The sequence below is a fragment of the Cryobacterium sp. TMT2-4 genome (assembly GCF_004402575.1).
Lineage (GTDB): Bacteria > Actinomycetota > Actinomycetes > Actinomycetales > Microbacteriaceae > Cryobacterium > Cryobacterium sandaracinum.
In genome coordinates this window covers 17,570-42,651 of record NZ_SOGE01000021.1, presented here as the reverse complement: position 1 = coordinate 42,651, position 25,082 = coordinate 17,570, and the positions used below count along the sequence as shown (strand labels likewise).

Here is a 25,082-nt window from a genome sequence, read left to right as displayed (position 1 = left end):
AGTTACTTTTGTGAGGACGGTCCAATGCCGCAAACACCCCTCTTCTCGCGCTTCAGCGCAGTGCCGAAGCCGCAGGGCTTGTACAACCCGGCCGATGAGCGCGATGCCTGCGGCCTCGCCATGGTTGCCACGCTTCGGGGCACCGCCGGGCACGACATCATCACCCTCGCCCTCGACGCGCTGCGCAACCTCGAGCACCGCGGTGCGGTCGGATCGGATGCCGGCACCGGAGACGGCGCGGGCATCATCACTCAGGTTCCCGACGAGTTCCTGCGGTCGGTCACCGATTTCGCCTTGCCCGCGGCGGGCCGCTACGCCGTCGGCAATGTGTTCCTGCCGATCGATCCCACCAAGCGCAGCGGCATCAAGCGCCAGATCAACCGGATCGCCCTCGAAGAGGGACTGGTGATCCTCGGCTGGCGCGAAGTTCCCGTGCGCCCCGACGAGGTCGGCACCCTGGCGCGCGCGGCCATGCCGGCCATCCAGCAACTGTTCGTGCAGAGCGCCCGCACGACCGAGGCCGGCGACACGCTCGGCGACATCGCGCTGGACCGCCAGGCAGTCAGGCTGCGGAAGCGTGCCGAACGCGAGCTGGAGATCTACTTCGCCTCACTGTCCTGTCGCACCGTGGTCTACAAGGGTATGGTCACGACGCTTCAGCTGGAGCCGTTCTACCCGGACCTGTCCGATCCGCGCTTCGTCTCCAAGCTCGCCCTCGTGCACTCCCGCTACTCCACCAACACGTTCCCGTCCTGGCCGCTCGCGCAGCCGTTCCGCATGATCGCGCACAACGGCGAGATCAACACGGTTCAGGGCAACCGCAACTGGATGCAGGCGCGCCAGTCGCAGCTCGAATCCGACCTGCTCGGCGACCTGGCGCCGCTGCTCCCGATCGTCACCCCCGGCGGCAGCGATTCGGCCTCGTTCGATGAGGTCGTTGAGCTGCTCAGCCTGTCGGGGCGTTCGCTCCCGCACGCCGTCATGATGATGGTGCCGGAGGCCTGGGAGAACCAGACCGACCTCGACGCCGAACGCCGTGCGTTCTACGAGTACCATTCCATGCTGATGGAGCCGTGGGACGGCCCGGCCGCGATCGTGTTCACCGACGGATCCCTCGTCGGCGCCACCCTCGACCGCAACGGGCTGCGCCCCGGCCGCTACCTCATCACCGACGACGGCCTCGTCGTGCTCGCCAGCGAGATCGGGGTGCTCGACATCGACCCCAACCGGGTGGTGCGCAAGGGCCGCCTGCGTCCCGGCAAGATGTTTCTGGTCGACACGGTCGCCGGACGCCTGATCGAAGACGACGAGATCAAGGCCGACCTCGCGGCCAGCGAGCCGTGGGGAACCTGGCTGGACGCTGGGCGCATCAACCTCAAGGATCTGCCCGAGCGGGAGCACATCGTGCACCCGCCGGCATCCGTCGTGCGCCGCCAGCGCACCTTCGGCTACACCGAGGAGGAGGTGCGCATCCTGCTCGCGCCGATGGCTCGCCTCGGCGGGGAACCGCTCGGCGCGATGGGCTCCGACACCCCCATCGCCGTGCTCAGCGACCGACCCCGGCTGCTCTTCGATTACTTCACGCAGCAGTTCGCTCAGGTGACCAACCCGCCGCTCGACTCGATCCGCGAGGAAGTTGTCACTTCCCTCAAGCTCGGGCTCGGTCCGGAACGCAACCTCCTCTCGGTGGGCCCCGAGCACGCCCGGCAGGTCGTGCTCGATTTCCCCGTGATCGACAACGACGAGTTGGCGAAGATCCAGCACATCGACACCGCGCCGGGCAGCCGCACCACCAGGACCATTCGCGGGCTCTACCGGTTCGAAGACGGGCCGGACGCCTTGGAGGCCCGCATCAAGGAGATGTGCGCCGAGGCCGACGCCGCCATCGACGACGGCGCGATGTTCCTCGTCCTGTCCGACCGGGATTCCACCAAGGATCTGGCCCCGATCCCGTCGCTGCTGATGATTGCCGCGGTTCACCACCACCTGATCCGCACCGAGAACCGCATGAAGGTCGGCATCGTGGTCGAGGCCGGCGATGTGCGCGAGGTGCACCACGTCGCCCTCCTGATCGGCTACGGCGCATCCGCCGTGAACCCGTACCTTGCGATGGAAACGTGCGAGGATTTGGTGCGCAGTGGCTACATCACGACCGGCACGCCCGAACAGGCCGTGCGCAACGTGATCAAGGCCCTCGGCAAGGGCGTGCTCAAGATCATGTCCAAGATGGGGATCTCGACCGTCTCCTCCTACGCCGGCGCGCAGACCTTCGAGGCCGTGGGACTGAGCCAGGAATTCATCGACCAGTACTTCACCGGCACCACGAGCAAGCTCGGCGGCATCGGCATCGAGGTGGTCGCGGCCGAGAATGAGGCCCGGCACCGGGCCGCCTACCCCGAGGATGCCGCGGTCACCGCGCACGAACGCCTCGCGACCGGAGGTGAGTACCAGTGGCGCCGCGACGGGTCTCCGCACCTGTTCAACCCGGACACCATTTTCCGGCTCCAGCATTCCACCCGCACGCGCAGCTACGACATCTTCCGCGAGTACACGAAACTCGTCGACGACCAGGCGACGAGCCTGATGACGCTGCGCGGCATGTTCACCTTCACCACCGGCAAGCGCCACCCCGTGCCGCTGGACGAGGTGGAACCGATCTCCTCGATCGTGAAGCGCTTCGCGACGGGGGCGATGAGCTACGGATCGATCTCCGCCGAGGCGCACGAGACCCTCGCCATCGCAATGAACCGCCTTGGGGGCAAGTCCAACACCGGTGAGGGTGGAGAAGACCTTGACCGCCTGCTCGACCCGGAGCGACGCAGCGCCGTCAAGCAGGTGGCATCCGGCCGGTTCGGTGTGACCAGCATGTACTTGTCCCACGCCGACGACATCCAGATCAAGCTGGCGCAGGGAGCCAAGCCCGGCGAGGGCGGCCAGCTGCCGCCCACGAAGGTCTACCCGTGGATCGCCCGCACCCGGCACGCGACCGCCGGCGTCGGCCTGATCTCGCCGCCCCCGCACCACGATATCTACTCGATCGAAGACCTCAAACAGTTGATCTTCGACCTGAAGCGGGCGAATCCGGCCGCACGCATCCACACCAAGCTGGTCAGCCAGTCCGGTATCGGCGCGGTCGCCGCCGGAGTGGCCAAGGCCCTGTCCGACGTCATTCTCATCTCCGGTCACGACGGCGGAACCGGCGCGAGCCCGCTCAACTCCCTCAAGCACGCGGGGACCCCCTGGGAACTCGGCCTGGCCGAAACGCAGCAGACCCTGATGCTCAACGGGATGCGCGACCGGGTCGTGCTGCAGGTCGACGGCCAGTTGAAGACCGGCCGTGACGTCATCATCGGAGCGTTGCTCGGCGCCGAGGAGTTCGGCTTCGCTACCGCCCCGCTGATCGTGGAGGGCTGCGTCATGATGCGCGTCTGCCACCTGGACACCTGCCCCGTCGGGGTGGCCACCCAGAATCCCGAGCTGCGCAAACGTTTCACTGGCAAGGCCGAGCACGTGATCAACTTCTTCGAGTTCATCGCTCAGGAGGTGCGCGAGTACCTCGCCGAGCTCGGATTCCGCAGCCTCGACGAGGCCATCGGCCACCGGGAGGTGCTCGACGTCAACGGGGCGCTTACGCACTGGAAGGCCTCCGGACTCGACCTGTCGCCCATCCTCGTCGGTCCGGACTTCTCCGCGGGGGAGCCCCGGCAGTCCGGTCGCCCTCAGGAGCACGAACTTGAGCTCCACTTCGACAACGAACTGATCCGGCAGAGCGCCAGTGTGCTTGAACATGGTGGGCAGGTCTCGATCTCCCTGCCCATCCGAAACACCGAGCGGGCCGTGGGCACCATGCTCGGCCACGAGGTCACCGTGCGCCACGGCGAGAACGGGCTGCCGTCCGGTTCCATCGACGTCACCCTCACCGGTAGTGCCGGACAGTCCTTCGGCGCGTTCCTGCCGAGCGGCATCATCCTGCGGCTCGAGGGTGACTCCAACGACTACGTCGGCAAGGGTCTCTCCGGTGGCCAGATCACCGTGCGACCCGACCGGGGCAGCCTGTTCCCGGCCGAGCAGAACGTGATCGCCGGTAACGTCATCGGCTACGGCGCGACCCAGGGCAGCATGTTCATCCGCGGCATCGTGGGCGAACGCTTCCTGGTGCGCAACTCCGGGGCCACCGCCGTCGTCGAGGGCGTCGGAGATCACGCCCTCGAATACATGACCGGGGGACTGGCGGTCATCCTGGGCGAAACGGGGCGCAACCTGGGTGCCGGTATGTCTGGCGGAACCGCCTACGTCTACGGTCTTCGTACCGAGAATGTCAACCGGCAGGCCCTCGACTCCGGCGAACTCACACTTCTGCCGCTCGGCGGCGCGGACCGCGAGATCGTGCGCGACTTGCTCGGACAGCATCATGACCAGACCGAGTCCGCCCTGGCGGCCCGGCTGCTGGCCGATTTCGAGACCACCATGTCCACATTCGTCAAGGTGCTACCGCGCGACTACGCGGCCGTCCTGGCAACCAGGCAGATCGCCGTCGACGAGGGCCTCGACCCCGATGGCGTCGTCGTTTGGAACCGCATTCTGGAGGCAACCAATGGCTGATCCGAAAGGATTCCTCAAGACCACGGACCGGGAGCTTCCGGCCCGCCGTCCCGTATCCGTTCGTCTGATGGACTGGAAAGAGGTCTACGAGCAGGGCGACGCGACGCAACTGAAACGCCAGGCCGGCCGCTGTATGGACTGCGGTGTGCCGTTCTGTCAGCAGGGCTGCCCGCTCGGCAACATCATTCCGGAATGGAACGACCTCACCTGGCGGGACGAGGGTCGACAGGCCATCGAACGTCTCCATGTCACCAACAACTTCCCGGAGTTCACCGGGCGTCTCTGCCCGGCACCCTGTGAGTCGGCCTGCGTTCTCGGAATCAGTCAGCCGCCGGTCACGATCAAGCAGGTTGAGGTCTCCATCATCGACCAGGCCTTCGCCAACGGATGGGTGCAGCCCCAGCCGCCCGGACGCCTCACCGGCAAGACGATCGCGGTCGTCGGCTCTGGCCCGGCCGGCCTCGCGGCCGCGCAGCAGCTCACGCGGGCCGGTCACACGGTGGCGGTCTTCGAGCGCGACGACCGGATCGGCGGGCTTTTACGTTACGGCATCCCGGACTTCAAGATGGAGAAGAAGCACCTCGAGACCCGACTCGGCCAGATGACGGCCGAGGGCACCCGCTTCCGAGCAGGCGTCACCATCGGGGTCGACATCACCTGGGATGACCTCCGGGCCCGCTATGACGCTGTGGTGGTCGCCACGGGGGCCCTGGTACCCCGCGACCTGCCGATCCCCGGGCGCGACCTGCCCGGAGTGCACTTCGCCATGGAATACCTCGTGCAGCAGAACAAGGTCGGCGCCGGCGACACTGTTGACCAGCAGATCACCGCCGAGGGCAAGCACGTGGTCGTACTCGGCGGCGGCGACACCGGCGCCGACTGTATCGGTACCGCGCACCGCCAGGCCGCGGCATCCGTCACGAATCTCGCCATCGGCCGCCAACCGGGCATGGAACGGGCGGAACACCAGCCGTGGCCGCTGTCACCGACGCTGTTCGAGGTGTCGAGCGCCCACGAAGAGGGCGGCAACCGCGAGTACCTGGTGTCGACGGTGGAGTTCCTGGCCAACGAGGCGGGTGAGGTGCGCGCCATCCGCGTGGCCGAGACCGAATTCCGGGGCGGACGCCGGGTGCCCAAGGCCGGAACGGAGCGCGAGATCCCTGCGGATCTGGTTCTCCTGGCCATGGGCTTCACCGGTCCTGAATCACGCGAGCTGACCGACCAGCTGCACGTGCCGGTCGATGGGCGGAGTAATGTCGAGCGTGACGTTAATTACCAGACCAGCCATGAAGGCGTGTTCGTTGCTGGTGATGCCGGCCGTGGCCAGTCGCTCATCGTCTGGGCGATCGCCGAAGGTCGGGCTGCTGCGGCAGCCGTCGACAAATTCCTCGAAGGCGAGACGCAACTGCCTGCACCGGTCAAACCGTCCGATCATGCCTTCGCAATCTGATTGGTCACTGATCCAGTGATTCGATTCCAAGAGATCCACCACCCCGTGGTCTCCCAACCATCAACAGAGAATATGCGCCGAAACAGCGCGGAAACCGGAGTTCTTTCAGAATGAGACGCGCCAAAATTGTCGCCACGCTCGGGCCGGCAGCAGCCAGCTACGATCAAATTCGTGCCCTTATCGATGCCGGTGTCGACGTCTGCCGGATGAACCTGAGCCACGGGGACTACCAGGTCCACGAGGGTGTTTATGCGAATGTACGCAAAGCAGCGAACGACTCCGGTCGTGCCGTCGCCGTCATGGTCGACCTGCAGGGACCGAAGATCCGTCTCGGAAAATTCGAAGGCGGCCCTTACGAACTTGCCCTCGGAGACATTTTTAAGATCACCACAGAAGAAATCCTGGGTACCAAGGAACTCTCCGGCACCACGTACAAGGGCCTGCCCCAGGACGTCAGGCCCGGCGACTTCCTGCTGATCGACGACGGCAAGGTCAAGGTCGAGGTGGTGGCCACGAACGACACCGTCGTGACGACCAAGGTGATCGTTGCCGGCCCCGTGTCGAACAACAAGGGCATCAACCTGCCCGGTGTCGCCGTCAACGTGCCGGCCCTGTCCGAAAAGGACGAGGCCGACCTGCGCTGGGGTCTCCGCCTCGGCACGGACCTGATCGCGCTGTCGTTCGTTCGGGACGCCGCCGACATCACCCGCGTGCACGAGATCATGGCCGAAGAAGGACGCCGCGTTCCCGTGATCGCGAAGATCGAGAAGCCGCAGGCCGTGGAGAACCTCGAGGGCATCGTCGACGCGTTCGACGCCATCATGGTGGCCCGTGGCGACCTGGGCGTGGAGCTGCCGCTCGAGGCCGTTCCGATCGTGCAGAAGCAGGCGGTCGAGCTCGCTCGTCGCATGGCCAAGCCGGTCATCGTGGCGACGCAGATGCTCGAGTCCATGATCCACAGCCCGGTGCCGACCCGCGCGGAGACGTCTGACGTCGCCAACGCCGTGCTCGACGGCGCGGATGCGGTCATGCTCAGTGGCGAGACCAGCGTCGGCGAGTACCCCGTCGTCACGGTCCAGACGATGGCGCGGATTGTCGCGTCGACCGAGGACCACGGCCTGGAGCGTATCGTTCCGCTGACGAACAAGCCGCGTACCCAGGGCGGTGCGATTACCCTCGCCGCCATCGAGGTCGCCGAGTTCGTCGAAGCGAAGTTCCTGTGCATCTTCACGGAGTCCGGTGACTCGGCCCGACGGATGTCCCGGCTGCGGTCGAAGATCCCCATGCTGGCTTTCACCCCGGAGCCCGGTATCCGTCGTCGACTGGCCCTCACCTGGGGCATCCAGACCTACCTGGTCGACCGGGTCACCCACACGGATGCCATGTTCGGACAGGTGGATGACATCCTGCTGGGCCAGGGTCTGGCACAGCTCGGTGACAAGGTCGTCGTCATCAGCGGTTCCCCTCCCGGCATCGCGGGTTCCACGAACGACATCCGTGTGCACCGCGTCGGCGATGCCCACAATGAAGTTCACCCGGCGTACGCGAAGAAGTAGCGCCGCGACGGAGAAAGCCCCGCCGCCCGGCTTCGGGTGGCGGGGCTTTCTCGTGTTGTCAAATCTGCGCGGCACAGCCGAGCGCCGTGATTCTGTGACCCACCGCCCCCGGGCGACACCCTGTTCCCCTTCAGTGTCGCCCATGAGGCTGTGCGCGTGAACACTCCGAACCGGAGCGTGACTGGACGGTCCGTGGCGTGCGCGGGTCCCCCGACCCGGTAGCGTGGACATGTCCAACCTCATTTCAGGCTAACACCTGTTGGACATGTCTAATGTCACGGTCCGGCGCCACGGGACAGCGGCGCACAGGGGGGAGCAGGACGTGAACTACGAAGCACGCACCGAGCGGGCGCGCGAACTGGTGGCCACCCTCACCCTCCCGCGTCCGCTGACCGCCGCGACGCTGCACCGGTACATGGAAGGTCTGCGCGGCAAGGCGATCCTGATTCGTGCGGCGAGTCCGCGGCTCGTAGAATCCGGAGTCTGCGGGCTGTGGATCGAGGTCGCCGGGGAGAATTTCGAGCGCATCCACCATGCGCCGACGGACTCCGCCGTGCACCGCCAGCAGTTCATCAACCATGAGTTCGGCCACATGATCCTGCGGCATGAGAAGCAGCTGATGCCGGCCGAGCGGGTCGCGCTGCTCGCACCCCTCATCCCGCTCGACTCGATCGCATACGCGCTGTCCCGCAGCAACTTCACCGACGAGCAGGAAGCCCTGGCCGAGGCGATCGGCGACCGGCTGGCCCTGATCATGTTCGGAGACAGCGCCGAAACGGCCAACGGCCCCCGAACCGGTTTCGGCCGGGTGCTGTAGTGCAGATCATCCTGCTATCGGTGTCGGCGTTGATCTGGATCGCCACAATATTGTGCGTGCCGTCACTCCTTCGCGGTCGTCGTCGCCGTCTCTTCTGGGTCCTCGTTGCTTTCGGGACGACAATGACCCTGCAGCCTTACGTCGTGTACAACGCCGTCGACGGACTACTGGGTGGGGACAACGTCGCCTACTTCAGCTTTCATGCAACGGCGATCGTTACCATTGGTCTCCTGGACGGCATCGTGCAGGAGGCCGTGTCCGTGGGCGGTCTCACGCGGCGTAGGAATCAGGTGACCGCACTCGTCACCGGCGCAATTGTCACCGCCCAAGCTGTCCTATTCTTCGGCGGAGACTGGCGTTTTCGAGACCAGATCCACGAGGCTTTTCCGAATCGTTGGGATTTCGCCGCCTACTCGTCCACCACGTGGATTGCGATGGCCCTCTTCTCCGTGTCGGTAGGTGCGGCATGCGCGTCCGATCTACGCCTTCAGCATCGGTTGATCACTCGGGCGTCTCTCGCTCTCGTTGTGCTCGGTTGCCTCGGGGTTCTGGTCTACACGATCGTCAGCTTCGCGAGCGTGACCGCAGCCCTTCTCAGTCCGGACTTCTCCTTTGACGGGTGGCCCTACACCGCTTACCACATCGCCCTCGCCACCGCTCCCGTCTGCCTCGGCCTGGGTCTGGGTCTGACTGCCATGGAAGTGGGTATCCAGGCCCTGGCGAAGACCAGCCGCAACCGGGTGCTGCTGTGGCAGATCACTCCGTTGTGGGAGCGCCTGCTGGCCGGATCTCCGGAGCTCAGCATCGAGCGCGACCTCTCGCGCGTCGGGCTGCTCCTCGTGCGGGCTCCCGGCGCTCACCTGTACCGGCGTTACGTCGAGGTGCGGGATAGCCTGCTCCTCAACCCAGACCAGAGCCTGACGGTATCCGAACGGACACTGGTCAACGCCGCCGAGAACCACGTGCGGGCCATCCCCGCCGCAGCTTCGATCGTCACCACCCTTGCCCGCCCCGCGACACCCCGACAGGACCACACATCGTGATTGACCCGCGAGCAGCCGACGACGGGCCCAGCATCCCCGGCGAACCGATCAGTCCGCAGCGGGAACTGGCACGCAAGCTCAACCTCCTGCTTGACGTGGTCGTCGCCGAGGGCAACACGCCGCACACCTACAAGCAGATCGCCGCGGGACTGCAGGCGCGGGGCCTGTCGCTCTCCCGAGCCCGGTGGGCCTACATGATCACCGGGGACGGGCCTCTCGTGACAGACGTCGACCTGCTCACGGGCATCGGCGAGTTCTTCCGTATCCCGCCGGAGTACCTGCTGGGCTCTGACTGCGACCTCCCCGACCGCGTCGATTCCCAGCTCGCGTTCGTGAAAAGCCTGCGTGCCCAGCGCGTGGTCAACTTCGCGGCACGCACGCTCGGGGATGTGTCCCCGGAGACGCTGCGGTCGATCACCGCGCTCCTGGAAGAGGACATGCAGCGCGGCGATGCCGCGCGACCCGCTGAGGGCTGACGGGCTGACGGGCTGACGGGCTGGCCGATGCGCCGACTGGCGCTGACGCCCCGGCAGAGCCGAAACGGCCCGACTCGGCGGAAATTTCTGCCTGGGGGTGTTGGTACCGGTGGTGGGACTCGAACCCACACGTCCTTGCGAACAAAGCATTTTGAGTGCTCCGCGTCTGCCATTCCGCCACACCGGCTCACAACACCTGCTCCAGAATACCGTAGGCTTTCCCCCGTGACCGACCAAGACTCCACCCCAGTACCTCCTCGCCGCGTTGTCGTTGCCGAGGATGAGTCCCTCATCCGCCTCGACATCGTCGAAATCCTCCGTGACGCCGGATTCGAGGTGGTCGGTGAAGCCGGCGACGGAGAAACCGCTGTCGCCCTGGCCACCGAGCTGCGGCCCGATCTGGTCATCATGGACGTGAAGATGCCGCACCTCGACGGAATTTCCGCGGCCGAGCGCATCACCAAGGCGCACATCGCCCCCGTCGTGCTGCTGACCGCGTTCAGCCAGAAAGAACTCGTCGAGCGCGCCACGGAAGCGGGCGCGCTGGCCTACGTGGTCAAGCCGTTCACCCCAAACGACCTGCTGCCCGCCATCGAGATCGCGCTGTCGCGCTACAGCCAGATCATCACCCTCGAGGCCGAGGTGGCCGACCTCGTCGAGCGCTTCGAGACCCGCAAGCTCGTCGACCGGGCCAAGGGCCTGCTCAACGAGAAGATGGGGCTCACCGAGCCCGAGGCCTTCCGGTGGATCCAGAAGGCGTCCATGGACCGCCGGCTCACCATGCACGACGTCGCCCAGGCGATTATCGAGCAGCTCAGCGCCAAGAAGTAACCTTCGGCAGCCGGGCAGATCACCCTTCGAGGTTGATGCCTGGCCGTTTTTCAAGCCTCGGGTCTTGCGCCTCGGGCCGGTTCGTCAGTTCCTTGATCAGATTGGTGATCCGGATCGTCGAGCAGCGCCGGCCCTGATCATCCGTGACCGCGATCTCGTGCGTCGTGAGCGTACGGCCCAGGTGCACCGGCGTGCAGACACCCGTGACGAAGCCCGACGTCGCCGACCGGGTATGTGTGGCATTGATCTCGATCCCCACCGCCAGGCGGCCGGGACCGGCGTGCAGATTGGCGGCCATCGAGCCCAGCGACTCGCCCAGCACGACATAGGCGCCACCGTGCAGGAGCATCGCCGGTTGCGTGTTGCCCTCGACGGGCATCCGTGCCACCGCGCGCTCGATGGTGAACTCGACGAACTCGATGCCCATCTTTTCGGCCAGGGAGCCGGCTCCCCGCTGCTGGACCCACTCGAGGGCGTCCGTGGTCTGCTGGATCATAGTCACCTTCGGTCGCTGCACCTGCCCGCGCCGGATGACGCTTGTAGGCTATCTCTGTGTCAGATTCCGAAAAGCCTACCCTGATGATCATCGACGGCCATTCCCTGGCCTACCGGGCGTTCCACGCCCTCCCCGTGGACAGTTTCCAGACCCACGACGGGCAGCACACCAACGCCATCCACGGGTTCCTGTCCATGCTGCTCAGTCTGCTGCGCAACGAGAAGCCCACGCACATCGCCGTGGCGTTCGACATCTCGCGGTTCTCCTTTCGAACGCGCGAATACGCCGATTACAAGGGCACGCGGGCCAGCACGCCAAGCGAGTTCATCGGGCAGGTGCCGCTGCTGCAGGAGGCCCTGGCTGCGATGAACATCACGACGCTGACCAAGGAAGACTTCGAGGCCGACGACATCCTCGCAACACTGTCCGTGCGCGGCAACCAGGAAGGCTTCCATGTCCTGGTGGTCTCGGGGGACCGGGACACGATCCAACTCGTCAACGAAAACGTCACCCTGCTCTACCCGGCCAGCCAGGGCGTCTCGGCGCTCACCCGCTACGACCCGGCCCGGGTGCGCGAGAAGTACGGCATCGAGCCGGCACAATACCCGGATGTCGCGGCCCTGGTCGGCGAGACCAGCGACAACCTGATCGGGATCTCCAAGGTGGGGGAGAAGACCGCCGTGAAATGGCTCGGCCTCTACGGCAGCCTCGACGGCATCCTGGAACACGCCGAGGAGATCAAGGGCGTCGTCGGCAACAACCTGCGCGAGCAGAAAGAGAACGCGATCCGCAACCGGCGACTCAACCACCTCGTCACCGACCTCGACCTCCCGGTGGAGCTCCCCGACCTCGTGCGGCGCCCCATCGACGAACCGGCCGTGCGCGCTGTGTTCGGTCGGCTCGAGTTTCGCACCCTGCTTGACCGCGTGATCAAGCTTGAGGGCGCCGGCGCGACCGGAGGCGTCGCCGTGGTCGTGCCGGAGGAAGTGCTGGTCGCCGCGCCTCAGGCACCCGCCGCCCAGGACCTGCTCGACGAGGAGCTGGCCGCGTGGATCGCCCGGGCCACGGTCGCCTCCCCGCAGGGCCTCGCTCTCTCCGTCGAGGTACACGAGGGCAAGGCCATCGGCTTCGGAGTGTCCGGACCGACCGAGTCGGTAAACCTGCCCTGGCAGCCCGGACGCACGGACTACCTCGCATTCGAGGCCTGGCTGGCCAGCGACTCGCCCAAGATCATGCACGACGCCAAGAGCCAGATCAAGGCGCTCCGCCGCAGCAACCTGGACTTTTCGGGGCTGGTGTTCGACAGCCTGATCGCGGGCTGGCTACTGCGCCCCGGGGTGCCGGACAAAACCCTCGCCACCCTCGTCTTGCGATACCTGGGCGAAACCCTGCCGGTGACCGACCCCAACCAGCTGATCCCGGCCGAGAACGAGGCCGGGGGCGTGCCGGTGGAGTCCTGGTACACGTTCCGGGTGGCCGCGGCCATCGACGCGCTGCTCGACGACGGGTCCCGCGAGGTGCTCACCACCATCGAGATGCCCACCCTGCTGGCACTCTCCGACATGGAACTGGCCGGCGTGGCCGTCTCCCATGACCAGTTGTCGGCACTGTCCGGCCAGCTGGGCGAGCGCGCCGCCGGGTTGGCCGCCGGCGCCTACGCCGAGATCGGCCGCGAGGTGAACCTCGGTTCACCCAAGCAGTTGCAGGAGGTGCTGTTCGACCAGCTCGGCATGCCCAAGACCCGGGCGAACAAGACCGGGTTCTCCACGGATGCCGGGGCTCTGGCCGACCTGCAGGCCAGCAACCCGCATCCGTTCCTTGACATGCTGTTGCAGCACCGCGACGCCACCAAGCTGCGCCAGATCGTGGAGACCCTGGACAGGGCCATCGACGAGACGGGACGTATCCACACCACGTACGTGCAGATCGGCACGGCCACCGGTCGGATCTCCTCCACCGACCCCAACCTGCAGAACATCCCGGTGCGCACCGAGGAGGGCCGCCGCATCCGGGCCGCATTCCACGCGGCCAACGGGGCCGACTGCCTGCTCACCGCCGACTACTCACAGATCGAGATGCGCATCATGGCGCACCTTTCCGGCGACGCGGGACTGATCGAGGCCTTCAACGCCGGCGAAGACCTGCACCGGTTCGTCGGCGCAAGCGTGTTCGGCGTGGCGCCGGAAGACGTCACGAACGAGATGCGCTCCAAGGTCAAGGCCATGTCCTACGGCCTGGCCTACGGATTGAGCGCCTTCGGGCTGTCCCGGCAGCTGCGCATCGAGACGAAGGAGGCCAAGCAGCTCATCACAGACTACTTCGCCCGGTTCGGCGCGGTACGCGACTACCTGCGCAATGTCGTCGAGCAGGCCAAAATAGATGGTTACACGGCCACCATATTCGGCCGCCGCCGCCCGTTCCCCGAGCTGCACAGCGCCAACCGGGTCGTACGCGAGAACGCGGAGCGCGCGGCCCTCAACGCGCCGATCCAGGGGTCGGCCGCCGATATCATGAAGATCGCGATGAACGGGATCGCCGTGGACCTGATCGACGGCAATTTGGAGTCGCGCATGCTGCTTCAGGTACACGACGAACTGATCTTTGAGGTTGCCCCGGGGGAGTGGGATGCGCTCCGCCAGGTCGTGACGCACCGGATGGAGACCGCAGCGGACCTGTTGGTGCCGCTCGACGTGCAGGTCGGCCGCGGCGACAACTGGGATGCCGCCGCCCACTAGGCAGCGACTACCAGCCGCCCGAATGCAAGGTCCGGCGCTCCGCCCGCGGTCGAGCGCGTGTTCTAGGCTCGGGTCATGACAACCGACAAGCAGCGCACCCCCACGCCGATCGACCGGATCGCCGAGGACTGGGTGGACACCCTCGTCGGTATCGACCCGACCGTGGGCACGTACATCGGCCGCACCGAGGTTGACGGCCGCTTCGGCGACTACTCCCCGGACGGCCTGGACCGCAGGGTCGACGCGGCCCGATCCTTCATCACCCGCCTCGACGCGGCCACGGCCGTCGACGACGTCGACGTCGTCACCCGCACCGACCTGCGCAGCTCGCTCGCCCTCGACGTCGAGAGCGCCGAAGCCGGATTGCCGCTGCGCGACCTGAACGTGATCGCGTCGCCGGCCCAGGGCATCCGGGAGGTCTTCGACCTGATGCCCACCGCCACCGTCGCCGACTGGGACACCGTTTGCGCCCGTCTGCGCGCACTGCCCGGGGCCATCGACGGCTACATCCAGACCCTGCGTCTCGGCATCGAGCGCGGCAGTATGCCTGCCCGGCGTCAAGTGCAGGAAGTCATCCTGCAGGCCCGGCGCCACGCGGCGAACGACGGCTTCTTCGCCGAGCTCGCCGCCAACGCCGGCCACGACACGGGAGCGCTCCCGGCCTCGCTGGCCAAGGATCTCGACACCCGGGCGCGTGCCGCTGCCGCGGCCTATGGAACGCTGGCGGACTTCCTCGGCACCGAGCTCGAGGGCAGGGCCCCCACCCGTGACGCCATCGGTCGCGACCTCTACCTGCTGCAGTCCCGCCGTTTCCTCGGCGCGACCATCGACCTCGACGAAACCTATGAGTGGGGCGTGGAGGAGCTGGCGCGGATGGTCGCCGAGCAGGAGAGCATCGCCGACCTGATCAAGCCGGGCGCGAGCGTGCCCGAGGCCATTGCGTTCCTCGACACCGAACCCAGCCGCAAGCTGCACGGCACCGACGCCCTGCAGAAATGGATGCAGGAGACCAGCGACCGAGCCGTCGCCGAGCTCTCCGAGACCCAGTTCGACATCCCCGACGAGATCAAACGCCTCGAGTGCCTGATCGCCCCCACCCAGGAAGGCGGCATCTACTACACCGGGCCTACGGACGACTTCTCCCGCCCGGGCCGGATGTGGTGGTCGGTGCCGGTCGGGATCACCGAATTCGACACCTGGCGCGAATTGACCACCGTTTACCACGAGGGCGTGCCCGGCCACCATCTGCAGATCGGCCAGGCCGTCTACAACCGGGCCAAGCTGAACACCTGGCGCCGCCAGCTGGCCGGCACCTCGGGTCACGCCGAGGGCTGGGCGCTCTACGCGGAACGTCTGATGGAGCAGCTGGGCTACCTCGATGACCCGGCCGACCGTCTCGGCATGCTGGACGGGCAGCGGATGCGCGCCGCCCGCGTCGTCCTCGACATCGGCGTGCACCTCGAGAAGCAGCTGCCCGACGGTTCGGGCCCCTGGACCGCCGACTACGCCTTGGAGTTCTTGGGCCGGAACGTGAACATGAACGCGAGCTTTGTCAAGTTCGAGGTGAACCGGTACCTCGGCTGGCCGGGGCAGGCCCCGTCCTACAAGGTCGGCCAGCGCATCTGGGAGCAGCTGCGGGACAGGTACAGGGAGCGCGAGGGTGACGCCTTCTCGATCAAGGAGTTCCACCGCAAGGCCCTCGATCTCGGCGGGGTCGGCCTGGACACCCTCCAGGCGGCGATGCTCGGTTAACGTTCGGGGTCGATCGGCGTAGCTTCCGTGGGGGACGGGCAAGTTGCCGGCCTCTCCCGCAAACAGCTAAGCTTGATTGTCACGCTTGTGACGAACTGTCCACCGCCATGCATGGTGCACGAGCACGAGTTTTTCCCGTGTGTGGCCCGAACTATGTCCATCCTGGAGCAACTACTACATGACAAACGCAACGACCGAACGGGCACCCAAGCAGGTCGCCATCAACGACATTGGATCTGCTGAAGACTTTCTTGCCGCGGTCGAAAAGACTCTGAAATTCTTCAACGACGGAGACCTCATCGAGGGCACCGTGGTGAAGATCGACCGCGACGAGGTTCTCCTCGACGTGGGCTACAAGACCGAGGGCGTCATTCCCTCCCGCGAACTTTCCATCAAGCACGACGTCGACCCCTCTGAGGTCGTCAAGGTCGGCGACCTGGTTGAGGCCCTCGTTCTTCAGAAGGAAGACAAAGAAGGCCGTCTCATCCTGTCCAAGAAGCGTGCTCAGTACGAGCGTGCATGGGGCGACGTTGAGAAGATCAAGGAGTCGGATGGCGTTGTCACCGGTTCGGTCATCGAGGTTGTCAAGGGTGGCCTCATCGTGGACATCGGACTCCGCGGGTTCCTCCCGGCTTCGCTCATCGAGTTGCGCCGTGTTCGCGACCTGACCCCGTACCTGGGCCAGGAGATCGAGGCCAAGATCCTCGAACTCGACAAGAACCGCAACAACGTCGTGCTGTCCCGTCGTGCGCTGCTCGAGCAGACTCAGTCCGAGAGCCGCACCACGTTCCTCAACAACCTTCAGAAGGGACAGGTCCGCAAGGGTGTTGTCTCGTCGATCGTCAACTTCGGTGCGTTCGTCGACCTGGGTGGCGTTGACGGTCTGGTTCACGTCTCCGAGCTCAGCTGGAAGCACATCGAGCACGCCAGCGAGGTCGTCGAGGTTGGCCAGGAAGTCACCGTCGAGATCCTTGAGGTCGACCTCGAGCGCGAGCGCGTGTCGCTCTCCCTCAAGGCCACGCAGGAAGACCCGTGGCAGGTCTTTGCTCGCACCCACGCCATCGGCCAGGTTGCACCGGGTAAGGTCACCAAGCTCGTTCCGTTCGGCGCGTTCGTTCGCGTTGCCGAGGGCATCGAGGGACTCGTTCACATCTCCGAGCTCTCCGGCAAGCACGTCGAGCTCGCCGAGCAGGTCGTGTCGGTCGGCGACGAGGTCTTCGTCAAGGTCATCGACATCGACCTCGAGCGTCGCCGCATCTCGCTGAGCCTCAAGCAGGCCAACGACGGTGTCGACCCCGAGGGCACCGAGTTCGACCCGGCGCTCTACGGAATGCTCACCGAGTACGACGACCAGGGCAACTACAAGTACCCCGAGGGCTTCGACCCGGAGACCAACGAGTGGCGCGAAGGCTTCGAGACCCAGCGCGAGAAGTGGGAGCAGGACTACGCTGCAGCCCAGGCTCGCTGGGAAGCCCACAAGAAGCAGGTTGCCTCCGCGAACGACGAGATCACCGCCGTCAGCGATGTCCCGTCCGCCGCAGGCAACACCTTCTCGAACGAGACGGCCGGCGCCGGCACGCTCGCGGACGACGAGGCCCTCGCAGCACTGCGCGAGAAGCTCTCCAGCTCCAACTAGCACCGAGCTGACTGAAGGCCGCACCCTCCGGGGTGCGGCCTTTTTTCGCTTCGCCGGCGGATGCCGGTTCGTCCATCGAGGGCCGTTAGCATGGCAAGTGTGTACTTGATTGGACTGACCGGCGGGATCGCATCCGGAAAAAGCACCGTCGCGCGGCGGCTAGTGCAGCACGGGGCCGTGCACATCGACGCCGACCAACTCGCGCGGGTCGTGGTCGGGCCCGCCACCCCGGGGCTCGTCAAGATCGCGGATGCTTTCGGTGACGCGGTGCTGCTGCCCGACGGCAGCCTGAACCGGGTGGCGCTCGGCGCGGTCGTGTTCCGCGACCCGGAGGCGTTGGACCGCCTCAACGCGATCGTGCACCCCGAGGTGCGCGCGCGCTCGAACGCACTGATCCGCGAGGCGGAAGATGCCGACCGCAACGCGATCGTCGTGTACGACGTGCCCCTGCTGGTGGAGGCAGGCGTCGACCATCCTTTCGACCTCGTCGTCGTCACCCAGGCCGACGAGCCGACCCGGGTGCGCCGCATGGTGGAGCTGCGGGCGATGGATGTCGGCGAAGCGGAGCGCCGGATCCGCGCCCAGGCCAGTGACGCCGACCGTCACAGGATCGCCGACGTCGTCATCGACACGGGCGGCACTCTTGAGCAGACCCTGGAGCAGGTCGACGTGCTGTGGGACCAGGTGCGGGGTCAGGGTCAGCAGCGCATTGTCAGAGGCGCTCCGTAGACTGACGAGCATGGAACCCACGCGCTCTGTTAATCCGTTCGAGGTGGTGAGCGAGTACACGCCGAGCGGCGACCAGCCCACAGCGATCGCCGAGCTGGCCGGCCGCATCAACGCCGGAGAGACCGACATCGTGCTGCTCGGCGCCACCGGAACGGGCAAATCGGCGACCACGGCCTGGCTGATCGAACAGGTGCAGCGGCCGACCCTGGTGCTCGCCCATAACAAGACCCTCGCCGCGCAGCTCGTGAACGAATTCCGTGAGCTGATGCCCAACAATGCCGTCGAGTATTTCGTGTCGTATTACGACTACTACCAGCCCGAGGCCTATGTGCCCCAGACCGACACCTTTATCGAGAAGGACTCCTCGATCAACGCGGAGGTCGAGCGCCTACGGCACTCCACCACGAACTCCCTGCTCAGCCGGCGCGACGTCATCGTGGTCTCCACGGTCTCCTGCATTTACGGCCTCGGCACGCCCGAAGGCTACCTCGAGGCCATGGTCGCTCTCCAGGTCGGTCAACAGGTCAACCGGGACTGGCTGATCCGCAAGTTCGTTGCCATGCAGTACCAGCGCAACGACATCGACTTCTCTCGCGGCCACTTTCGGGTGCGCGGCGACACCATCGAGATCATCCCGATGTACGAAGAACTCGCCATCCGCATCGAGATGTTCGGCGACGAGATCGAGGCGCTCTACAGCCTGCATCCGCTCACCGGCGACATCGTGAGGAAGCTCGACTCCGTTGCCGTCTTCCCCGGCTCGCACTACGTGGCCAGCACGGACGTGATGGAGCGCGCCATCGGCACCATTCAGGAGGAGCTCGCCGAACGGCTTGAACAGCTGGAGCGCGAGGGCAAACTGCTCGAGGCCCAGCGCCTGCGCATGCGCACGCAGTTTGACCTGGAGATGATGGAGCAGATCGGTTTCTGCTCCGGCATCGAGAACTATTCCCGGCACATCGACCAGCGGCAACCGGGGGAGGCGCCGCATTGCCTGCTCGACTATTTTCCTGACGACTTCCTGATGGTCATCGACGAGTCCCACGTCACGGTGCCGCAGATCGGCGCCATGTACGAGGGCGACTCCTCGCGCAAGCGCACACTCGTCGATCACGGGTTCCGGCTCCCGAGCGCCCTCGACAACCGACCGCTCAAATTCGGGGAGTTCAAGGGGCGCGTCGGCCAGACCGTCTACCTCTCCGCCACCCCCGGCAAGTACGAGTTGGGCATCGCCGACGGCATCGTTGAACAGATCATCCGTCCCACCGGGCTGATCGACCCGCAGATCATCGTCAAGCCCAGTAAGGGCCAGATCGACGACCTTCTCGAGGAAATCCACAAGCGCGTCGACCGCAACGAACGCGTCTTGGTCACCACGCTCACCAAGAAGATGTCCGAGGAACTCACTGACTTCCTCACCGAGGCCGGCGTGCGGGTGCGGTACCTGCACTCGGATGTCGACACGCTCCGTCGCGTCGAACTCCTCACTGAGCTGCGGGCCGGCGTCTACGACGTCCTCGTGGGCATCAACCTGCTCCGCGAGGGGCTCGACCTGCCCGAGGTGTCGCTTGTCGCCATCCTCGACGCCGACAAGGAGGGCTTCCTCCGTTCGGCGACCTCGCTGATCCAGACCATCGGCCGCGCGGCCCGCAACGTCTCCGGCGAGGTGCATATGTACGCCGACCGGCTCACAGCCTCGATGGAGCGCGCGATCGACGAGACCGACCGCCGCCGCGAGAAGCAGGTGGCCTACAACACCCTTCACGGCATCGATCCCACCCCGCTGCGCAAACGGATCGCTGACATCACTGAGGTTCTCGCTCGGGAAGAGGCGGACACCGCCGAGCTTTTGGCCGGCCGCGACACCCGCCGCAAGGGCGTCGCGGCGACACCGCGCCGGCAGGGACTGGCCGCGAACGGCGCGAACGACCTCGAGTCGATTATCGCCGACCTGAACGGCCAGATGCTCGAGGCGGCGGGGGAGCTCAAGTTCGAGCTCGCGGCCCGGCTCCGCGACGAGGTATCCGAGCTGAAGCGCGAGCTGCGCCAGATGGAGAAGGCCGGCCACATCTGATCGGATGATTGGACTGGCTGGCTAGACTTCGAACATTTGTTCGCTCAGGGCGTGCTGATTCGCAGGGTTGGACGCGTGACGCTGCATAGAATCGAATGGTGTCAATTTCCAAGGTAGAGACCGGATCAAAACTCAACGTTCGTGGCGCCCGTGTGCACAACCTGCACAACGTGGACCTCGAGATTCCGCGCGATTCGCTCGTCGTCTTCACGGGGCTGTCCGGCTCGGGCAAGTCTTCGCTCGCGTTCGACACCATCTTCGCGGAGGGCCAGCGGCGCTACGTCGAATCGCTGTCCGCGTACGCCAGGCAGTTCCTGGGCCAGGTCGACCGACCCGACGTCGACTTCATCGAGGGCCTGAGCCCTGCCGTCTCCATCGACCAGAGATCGACCAACCGCAACCCTCGGTCGACCGTGGGCACCATCACCGAGGTCTACGACTACATGCGGCTGCTCTGGGCGCGCATCGGTGTGCCGCACTGCGCCGTCTGCGGCGAGGTCATCCAGGCACAGACCGTGCAGCAGATCGCCGACCAGCTGATGGGACTCGATGAGGGCGTCCGTTACCAGGTGCTCAGCCCGGTCGTATCCCAAAAAAAGGGCGAGTTCGTCGACCTGTTCAAGGAACTGGCAGCGGGCGGTTATTCCCGCGCCATCGTCGACGGCACCCCGATCCAGCTCAACGAGCCGCCCGTTCTGAAGAAGCAGCTCAAACACGACATCTTCGTGGTCATCGACCGTCTGGTCGCCGGCCCCGACCTGTTGAGCCGGCTCACAGACTCCCTTGAGACGGCGCTCAAGCTGACCGATGGCATCGTGCAGATCAACTACGTCGACCGGGAGGGCGACGAGGCCTGGCAAAGCTACTCGGAGAAGCTCTCCTGTCCCAACAACCACCCCGTGCAGCTCACCGAGATCGAGCCGCGCACATTCTCCTTCAACGCGCCCTTCGGCTCCTGCCCTGAGTGCTCCGGGCTCGGCACGCGCATGTCGGTCGACGCAGACCTGCTTCTCGGCGACCCCGAGCTCAGCATCGCGGACGGCGTCGTGCTGCCCTGGACCACGCAGGGCAAGGGACTGTTCCAGTACTACGAGAAGCTCCTCGACGGGCTCGCCCGAGACCTGGACTTCTCCCTCGACACCCCGTGGGGCGAACTGCCCGCCGAGGTGCAGGACGCCGTTCTGCGCGGCGACAACTTCGAGGTCAAGGTGAAGTGGAAGAACCGCTACGGCCGGGAGATGAGCTACACCTCCGGCTTCGAGGGCGTCGTGCCCTACATTGAACGTCAGTACCTGCAGGCGGAGTCCGACACCCAGCGCGCCCGCTGGGGAGAATACCTGCGCGAAGTCGACTGCCCCGTCTGCTCCGGAACCCGGCTCAAGCCCGAGGTCCTCGCCGTGCTCGTGCACGGGGCCAGCATCGCTGATGTCTGCAACCTCAGTCTCACCGACGCCCGCGATTTCATGAACAAGCTCGAGCTGACCGACCGGGAGGCCGTCATCGCCGCGCAGGTGCTGCGAGAGATCAAGGCGCGCCTGGACTTCCTGATCCGCGTCGGCCTGAACTACCTCAATCTGGCCCGGGCCGCGGCGACCCTGTCCGGCGGCGAGGCGCAGCGCATCCGTCTGGCCACCCAGATCGGGTCCGGCCTGACCGGGGTGCTGTACGTGCTCGACGAACCGAGCATCGGCCTGCACCAGCGCGACAACCGACGGCTGATCGAGACCCTGGTTACCCTGCGCGACCTCGGGAACACCCTGATCGTGGTTGAGCACGACGAAGACACCATCAAGACGGCCGACTGGGTCGTCGACATCGGTCCGGGCGCCGGCGTCAACGGCGGCCATGTCGTGCATTCCGGTTCCTACGCCGACCTGCTCACCAACACGGAGTCGCTGACCGGGGACTACCTTGCCGGCCGCAGATCCATCCCGACCCCGGCCACCAGGCGCGAGATCGACCCGGCGCGCGAAATCTCGGTTATCGGCGCGGAGGCCAACAATCTCAAGAAGGTGTCGGTCAGCTTCCCGCTCGGCACGTTCACGGCCGTGACCGGCGTCAGCGGATCGGGCAAGTCGTCTCTCGTCAACGACATCCTGTACCGGGTACTGGCCAACCGGCTCAACGGCGCCCGCAAACTCCCCGGCCGGCACACTCGCGTCACCGGGCTCGAGCAGCTCGACAAGGTCATCCACGTCGACCAGGCCCCGATCGGGCGCACGCCGCGCTCCAACCCTGCCACCTACACCGGCGTCTTCGACAAGATCCGCACCCTCTTCTCCGAGACGATCGAGGCTAAGGCGCGCGGCTACCTGCCCGGCCGGTTCAGCTTCAACGTCAAGGGCGGCCGCTGCGAAGCCTGCTCCGGCGACGGCACGATCAAAATCGAGATGAACTTCTTGCCCGACGTCTACGTTGCCTGCGAGGTCTGCGGGGGAGCGCGCTACAACCGCGACACCCTCACCGTGCACTACAAGGGCAAAAGCATCGCCGAGGTGCTGGACATGCCGATCAGCGAGGCCGCCGATTTCTTCGAGGCGATCTCGTCCATCCACCGGTTCCTGAACACCCTCGTCGAGGTCGGCCTCGGCTACGTGCGCCTCGGCCAGAGCGCCACGACGCTGTCCGGCGGCGAGGCCCAGCGCGTCAAGCTGGCCACCGAGCTGCAGCGCCGGTCCAATGGCCGCAGCGTGTACGTGCTCGACGAGCCCACGACCGGCCTGCACTTCGAAGACGTGCGCAAACTGCTGCTTGTGCTGAACAGCCTGGTCGACAAGGGCAACACCGTAATCGTGATCGAGCACAACCTCGACGTGATAAAATCCGCGGACTGGGTGATCGACCTTGGTCCCGAGGGCGGCTCCGGCGGGGGCCGCGTGCTTGCCACCGGAACCCCGGAGCACGTCGCCACCGTGAAGAAGAGCCACACGGGCGTGTTCCTGAAGGAGATCCTGGCGGCACACTGACCGCCTCAGGAACCATCATGTCCGATGCGCTGAGCTACCGCCCCAAGACGGGCGAGATCCCCACGAGTCCCGGGGTGTACCGATTTCGTGACGAAACCGGGCGGGTACTCTATGTCGGCAAGGCCAAGAACCTGCGGGCGCGGCTCGCGAACTACTTCGCCCCGCTGAGCAGCCTGCATGAGCGCACCCGGCGCATGGTCACCACGGCCAGCTCGGTTGAGTGGACGGTCGTCGGCACCGAGGTCGAGGCCCTCCAGCTGGAGTGGACCTGGATCAACGAGTTCGACCCGCCCTTCAACGTGCGGTTCAAGGACGACAAGTCCTACCCGTACCTCGCGGTGACCCTCGCCGACGAGGCGCCGCGGGCTCTCGTCACCCGCACCACCGGCATCCGCGGCGCCCGGTATTTCGGACCGTACCCGAAGGTCTGGGCCGTGCACGAGACAATCGAGCTGATGCTCAAAGCCTTCCCCATCCGCACCTGCAACAACGCCAACTACAAACGGGCCATTCAGTCCGGCAAGCCCTGCTTCGGCGGGCAGATCGGGCGGTGCTTCGGCCCCTGCTCCGGCCTGGTCTCCATCGAGGAGCACCGGGTGATCGTAAATGAGTTCGTCAGCTTCATGGGCAGCCAGGATCGCAAGCTGATCAACCAGCTGACCGCGGAGATGAAGGATGCCGCGGTGGGCCAGAACTACGAGGTCGCCGCCAAACGGCGCGACCAGGTGCGGGCGCTGAACGCCGTTCTGGAGAAGAGCGCCGTCGTGCTCCGCGACAGCGTCGACATCGACCTGTTCGCCATCGACCAGGATGAACTCGCCGCGGCGGTGCAGTTGTTCATCGTGCGGGGCGGCCGCATCCGCGGTGTGCGCGGCTGGATGGTCGACAAGGAACTGGACCTCACGACGAGCGACCTGATCGACTCGATCATGCTGACGGCCTACGGCTCCGGAGCCGTGCCTCCGCGGGAGATCGTTGTGCCGGAGTTGCCCGACGACGCCGCGGCGCTGGAAACCTGGCTGGCCGGCGTCGGCAAACGCAAGGTCCGGCTTGTCGCTGCCCAGCGGGGCGAGAAGGCCGCCCTGCTCGCCACGGCGACCCAGAACGCCAAGCATGCCTTGATGCTCTACAAGACCCGGCGGAGCTCCGACTTCGTCGCCCGGTCCAAGGCCCTCGAAGACATCCAGGAGGCGTTGGAGATGCCCTCCGCGCCGCTCAGGATGGAATGCTACGACGTCTCGCACCTGAGCGGCACCAACATCGTCGCCTCCATGGTGGTGTTCGAAGACGGGTTGCCGCGAACCGACGAGTACCGCCGGTTCAGCATCCCCGAGTCCACGGATGACACGGACTCCATCTACCGCACGCTTACCCGCCGCCTGGCCTACCTGATCCCCGACGAGGAAGCGGCGCCGGAGAGCGAGGCCGATGCCACGGTGACGCGCAAGAAGTTCCGGTACCAGCCGAACCTGCTCATCGTCGACGGCGGCCAGCCTCAGGTGGCCGCGGCGGCGCGGGCGCTGCGCGAATCCGGCGTCACCGGTATCCAGCTGTGCGGAATCGCGAAGCGGCTCGAGGAAATCTGGTTGCCGGACTCCGACTACCCGGTGATCCTGCCGCGCAACAGTGACGCCCTGTTCCTGATCCAGCGCATCCGCGACGAGGCGCACCGGTTCGCGATCATGCACCAGCGCTCGAGAAGGAAGCGGGACATCACGTCGGTGCTGAACGAGGTCCCCGGTCTCGGCCCGGCCAGAGTCAAGGTGCTCCTGCAGCATTTCGGCTCCGTCACCCGGCTCAAGGAGGCGCCGGCGGAGGCGATTGCCGACGTTCGCGGCATCGGTCCGGTGCTGGCCGAGGCGATTCATCGCCACTTGCGCGCCTGAACGGTCCGGCTGATCGGTAGGCTGGACACTTAG

Annotated in this window: 15 protein-coding genes and 1 tRNA gene; 14 read left to right on the top strand and 2 right to left on the bottom strand. The window is 66.1% G+C overall.

Annotated features, from left to right (window positions below):
• Positions 1-24: 24 nt before the first annotated feature.
• The 6 genes from gltB (at position 25) to E3O54_RS06300 (ending at position 9,944) form a co-directional block, all read left to right on the top strand.
• Positions 25-4,602 carry a glutamate synthase large subunit gene (gltB, locus tag E3O54_RS06325; RefSeq protein ID WP_134401184.1) on the top strand — a complete coding sequence of 1,526 codons (4,578 nt, stop codon included), beginning with the start codon at positions 25-27 and terminating at the stop codon, positions 4,600-4,602.
• Positions 4,595-6,052 (top strand): glutamate synthase subunit beta, encoded by a 1,458-nt coding sequence (locus E3O54_RS06320; RefSeq protein ID WP_104100537.1) that lies wholly within the window; start codon positions 4,595-4,597, stop codon positions 6,050-6,052. Before gltB ends, E3O54_RS06320 begins: the two co-directional genes overlap by 8 nt.
• 110 nt (positions 6,053-6,162) lie before the next feature.
• A complete protein-coding gene (gene pyk / locus E3O54_RS06315; RefSeq protein WP_104100538.1) occupies positions 6,163-7,608 on the top strand; it encodes a pyruvate kinase in 1,446 nt (481 codons plus the stop codon).
• Positions 7,609-7,930: 322 nt separating this feature from the next.
• Entirely contained in the window at positions 7,931-8,425 is a 495-nt protein-coding gene (locus E3O54_RS06310; RefSeq protein WP_104100539.1) for a hypothetical protein, read from the top strand.
• Positions 8,426-8,547: 122 nt separating this feature from the next.
• Positions 8,548-9,468 carry a DUF6545 domain-containing protein gene (locus E3O54_RS06305; protein ID WP_134401183.1) on the top strand — a complete coding sequence of 307 codons (921 nt, stop codon included), beginning with the start codon at positions 8,548-8,550 and terminating at the stop codon, positions 9,466-9,468.
• Positions 9,465-9,944: a hypothetical protein gene (locus tag E3O54_RS06300; protein ID WP_233191355.1), complete on the top strand. Its 480-nt coding sequence runs from the start codon at positions 9,465-9,467 to the stop codon at positions 9,942-9,944. The genes E3O54_RS06305 and E3O54_RS06300 overlap by 4 nt, the downstream gene beginning before the upstream one ends.
• Positions 9,945-10,045: 101 nt before the next feature.
• Here E3O54_RS06300 and E3O54_RS06295 read toward each other — a convergent pair.
• Positions 10,046-10,131, bottom strand: a tRNA-Leu gene (locus E3O54_RS06295).
• 38 nt (positions 10,132-10,169) lie between these two features.
• Between E3O54_RS06295 and E3O54_RS06290 the strand changes: the two genes are divergently transcribed.
• Positions 10,170-10,775, top strand: a complete 606-nt coding sequence (locus E3O54_RS06290) for an ANTAR domain-containing response regulator (protein ID WP_104100541.1) — start codon at positions 10,170-10,172, stop codon at positions 10,773-10,775.
• Positions 10,776-10,794: 19 nt separating this feature from the next.
• On the opposite strand, the gene E3O54_RS06285 is transcribed toward E3O54_RS06290, so the two are convergent.
• Entirely contained in the window at positions 10,795-11,271 is a 477-nt protein-coding gene (locus E3O54_RS06285) for a hotdog fold thioesterase (protein ID WP_104100542.1), read from the bottom strand.
• Positions 11,272-11,327: 56 nt separating this feature from the next.
• Here E3O54_RS06285 and polA point away from each other — a divergent pair, with 56 nt between their 5' ends.
• The 7 genes from polA (at position 11,328) to uvrC (ending at position 25,049) form a co-directional block, all read left to right on the top strand.
• Positions 11,328-14,006: a DNA polymerase I gene (gene polA, locus E3O54_RS06280; protein ID WP_134401182.1), complete on the top strand. Its 2,679-nt coding sequence runs from the start codon at positions 11,328-11,330 to the stop codon at positions 14,004-14,006.
• A gap of 75 nt (positions 14,007-14,081) precedes the next feature.
• On the top strand, positions 14,082-15,758 hold the full coding sequence (locus E3O54_RS06275) for a DUF885 domain-containing protein (RefSeq protein WP_134401181.1): 1,677 nt from the start codon (positions 14,082-14,084) through the stop codon (positions 15,756-15,758).
• Between the two features lie 178 nt (positions 15,759-15,936).
• Positions 15,937-17,394, top strand: coding sequence for a 30S ribosomal protein S1 (gene rpsA, locus E3O54_RS06270; RefSeq protein ID WP_104100545.1), 1,458 nt, complete (start codon positions 15,937-15,939; stop codon positions 17,392-17,394).
• A gap of 99 nt (positions 17,395-17,493) precedes the next feature.
• The gene (gene coaE, locus E3O54_RS06265; protein WP_104100572.1) at positions 17,494-18,123 is read left to right on the top strand and encodes a dephospho-CoA kinase; all 630 of its coding nucleotides are present in this window, start codon (positions 17,494-17,496) and stop codon (positions 18,121-18,123) included.
• A 10-nt stretch (positions 18,124-18,133) separates the two neighbouring features.
• The gene (gene uvrB / locus E3O54_RS06260) at positions 18,134-20,197 is read left to right on the top strand and encodes an excinuclease ABC subunit UvrB (RefSeq protein WP_134342446.1); all 2,064 of its coding nucleotides are present in this window, start codon (positions 18,134-18,136) and stop codon (positions 20,195-20,197) included.
• Positions 20,198-20,295: 98 nt separating this feature from the next.
• The gene (gene uvrA, locus E3O54_RS06255) at positions 20,296-23,163 is read left to right on the top strand and encodes an excinuclease ABC subunit UvrA (protein WP_233191356.1); all 2,868 of its coding nucleotides are present in this window, start codon (positions 20,296-20,298) and stop codon (positions 23,161-23,163) included.
• Positions 23,164-23,180: 17 nt separating this feature from the next.
• Entirely contained in the window at positions 23,181-25,049 is a 1,869-nt protein-coding gene (uvrC, locus tag E3O54_RS06250) for an excinuclease ABC subunit UvrC (RefSeq protein ID WP_104100548.1), read from the top strand.
• Positions 25,050-25,082: the final 33 nt, after the last annotated feature.

Bases quoted from the DNA above. Each gene is read 5' to 3' on its own strand.
- rpsA (WP_104100545.1), top strand. From the start codon at position 15,937: ATGACAAACGCAACGACCGAACGGGCACCCAAGCAGGTCGCCATCAAC.
- uvrC (WP_104100548.1), top strand. From the start codon at position 23,181: ATGTCCGATGCGCTGAGCTACCGCCCCAAGACGGGCGAGATCCCCACG.
- uvrB (WP_134342446.1), top strand. From the start codon at position 18,134: ATGGAACCCACGCGCTCTGTTAATCCGTTCGAGGTGGTGAGCGAGTAC.
- E3O54_RS06275 (WP_134401181.1), top strand. From the start codon at position 14,082: ATGACAACCGACAAGCAGCGCACCCCCACGCCGATCGACCGGATCGCC.
- pyk (WP_104100538.1), top strand. From the start codon at position 6,163: ATGAGACGCGCCAAAATTGTCGCCACGCTCGGGCCGGCAGCAGCCAGC.
- E3O54_RS06320 (WP_104100537.1), top strand. From the start codon at position 4,595: ATGGCTGATCCGAAAGGATTCCTCAAGACCACGGACCGGGAGCTTCCG.
- gltB (WP_134401184.1), top strand. From the start codon at position 25: ATGCCGCAAACACCCCTCTTCTCGCGCTTCAGCGCAGTGCCGAAGCCG.
- E3O54_RS06285 (WP_104100542.1), bottom strand. From the start codon at position 11,271: ATGATCCAGCAGACCACGGACGCCCTCGAGTGGGTCCAGCAGCGGGGA.
- E3O54_RS06305 (WP_134401183.1), top strand. From the start codon at position 8,548: ATGACCCTGCAGCCTTACGTCGTGTACAACGCCGTCGACGGACTACTG.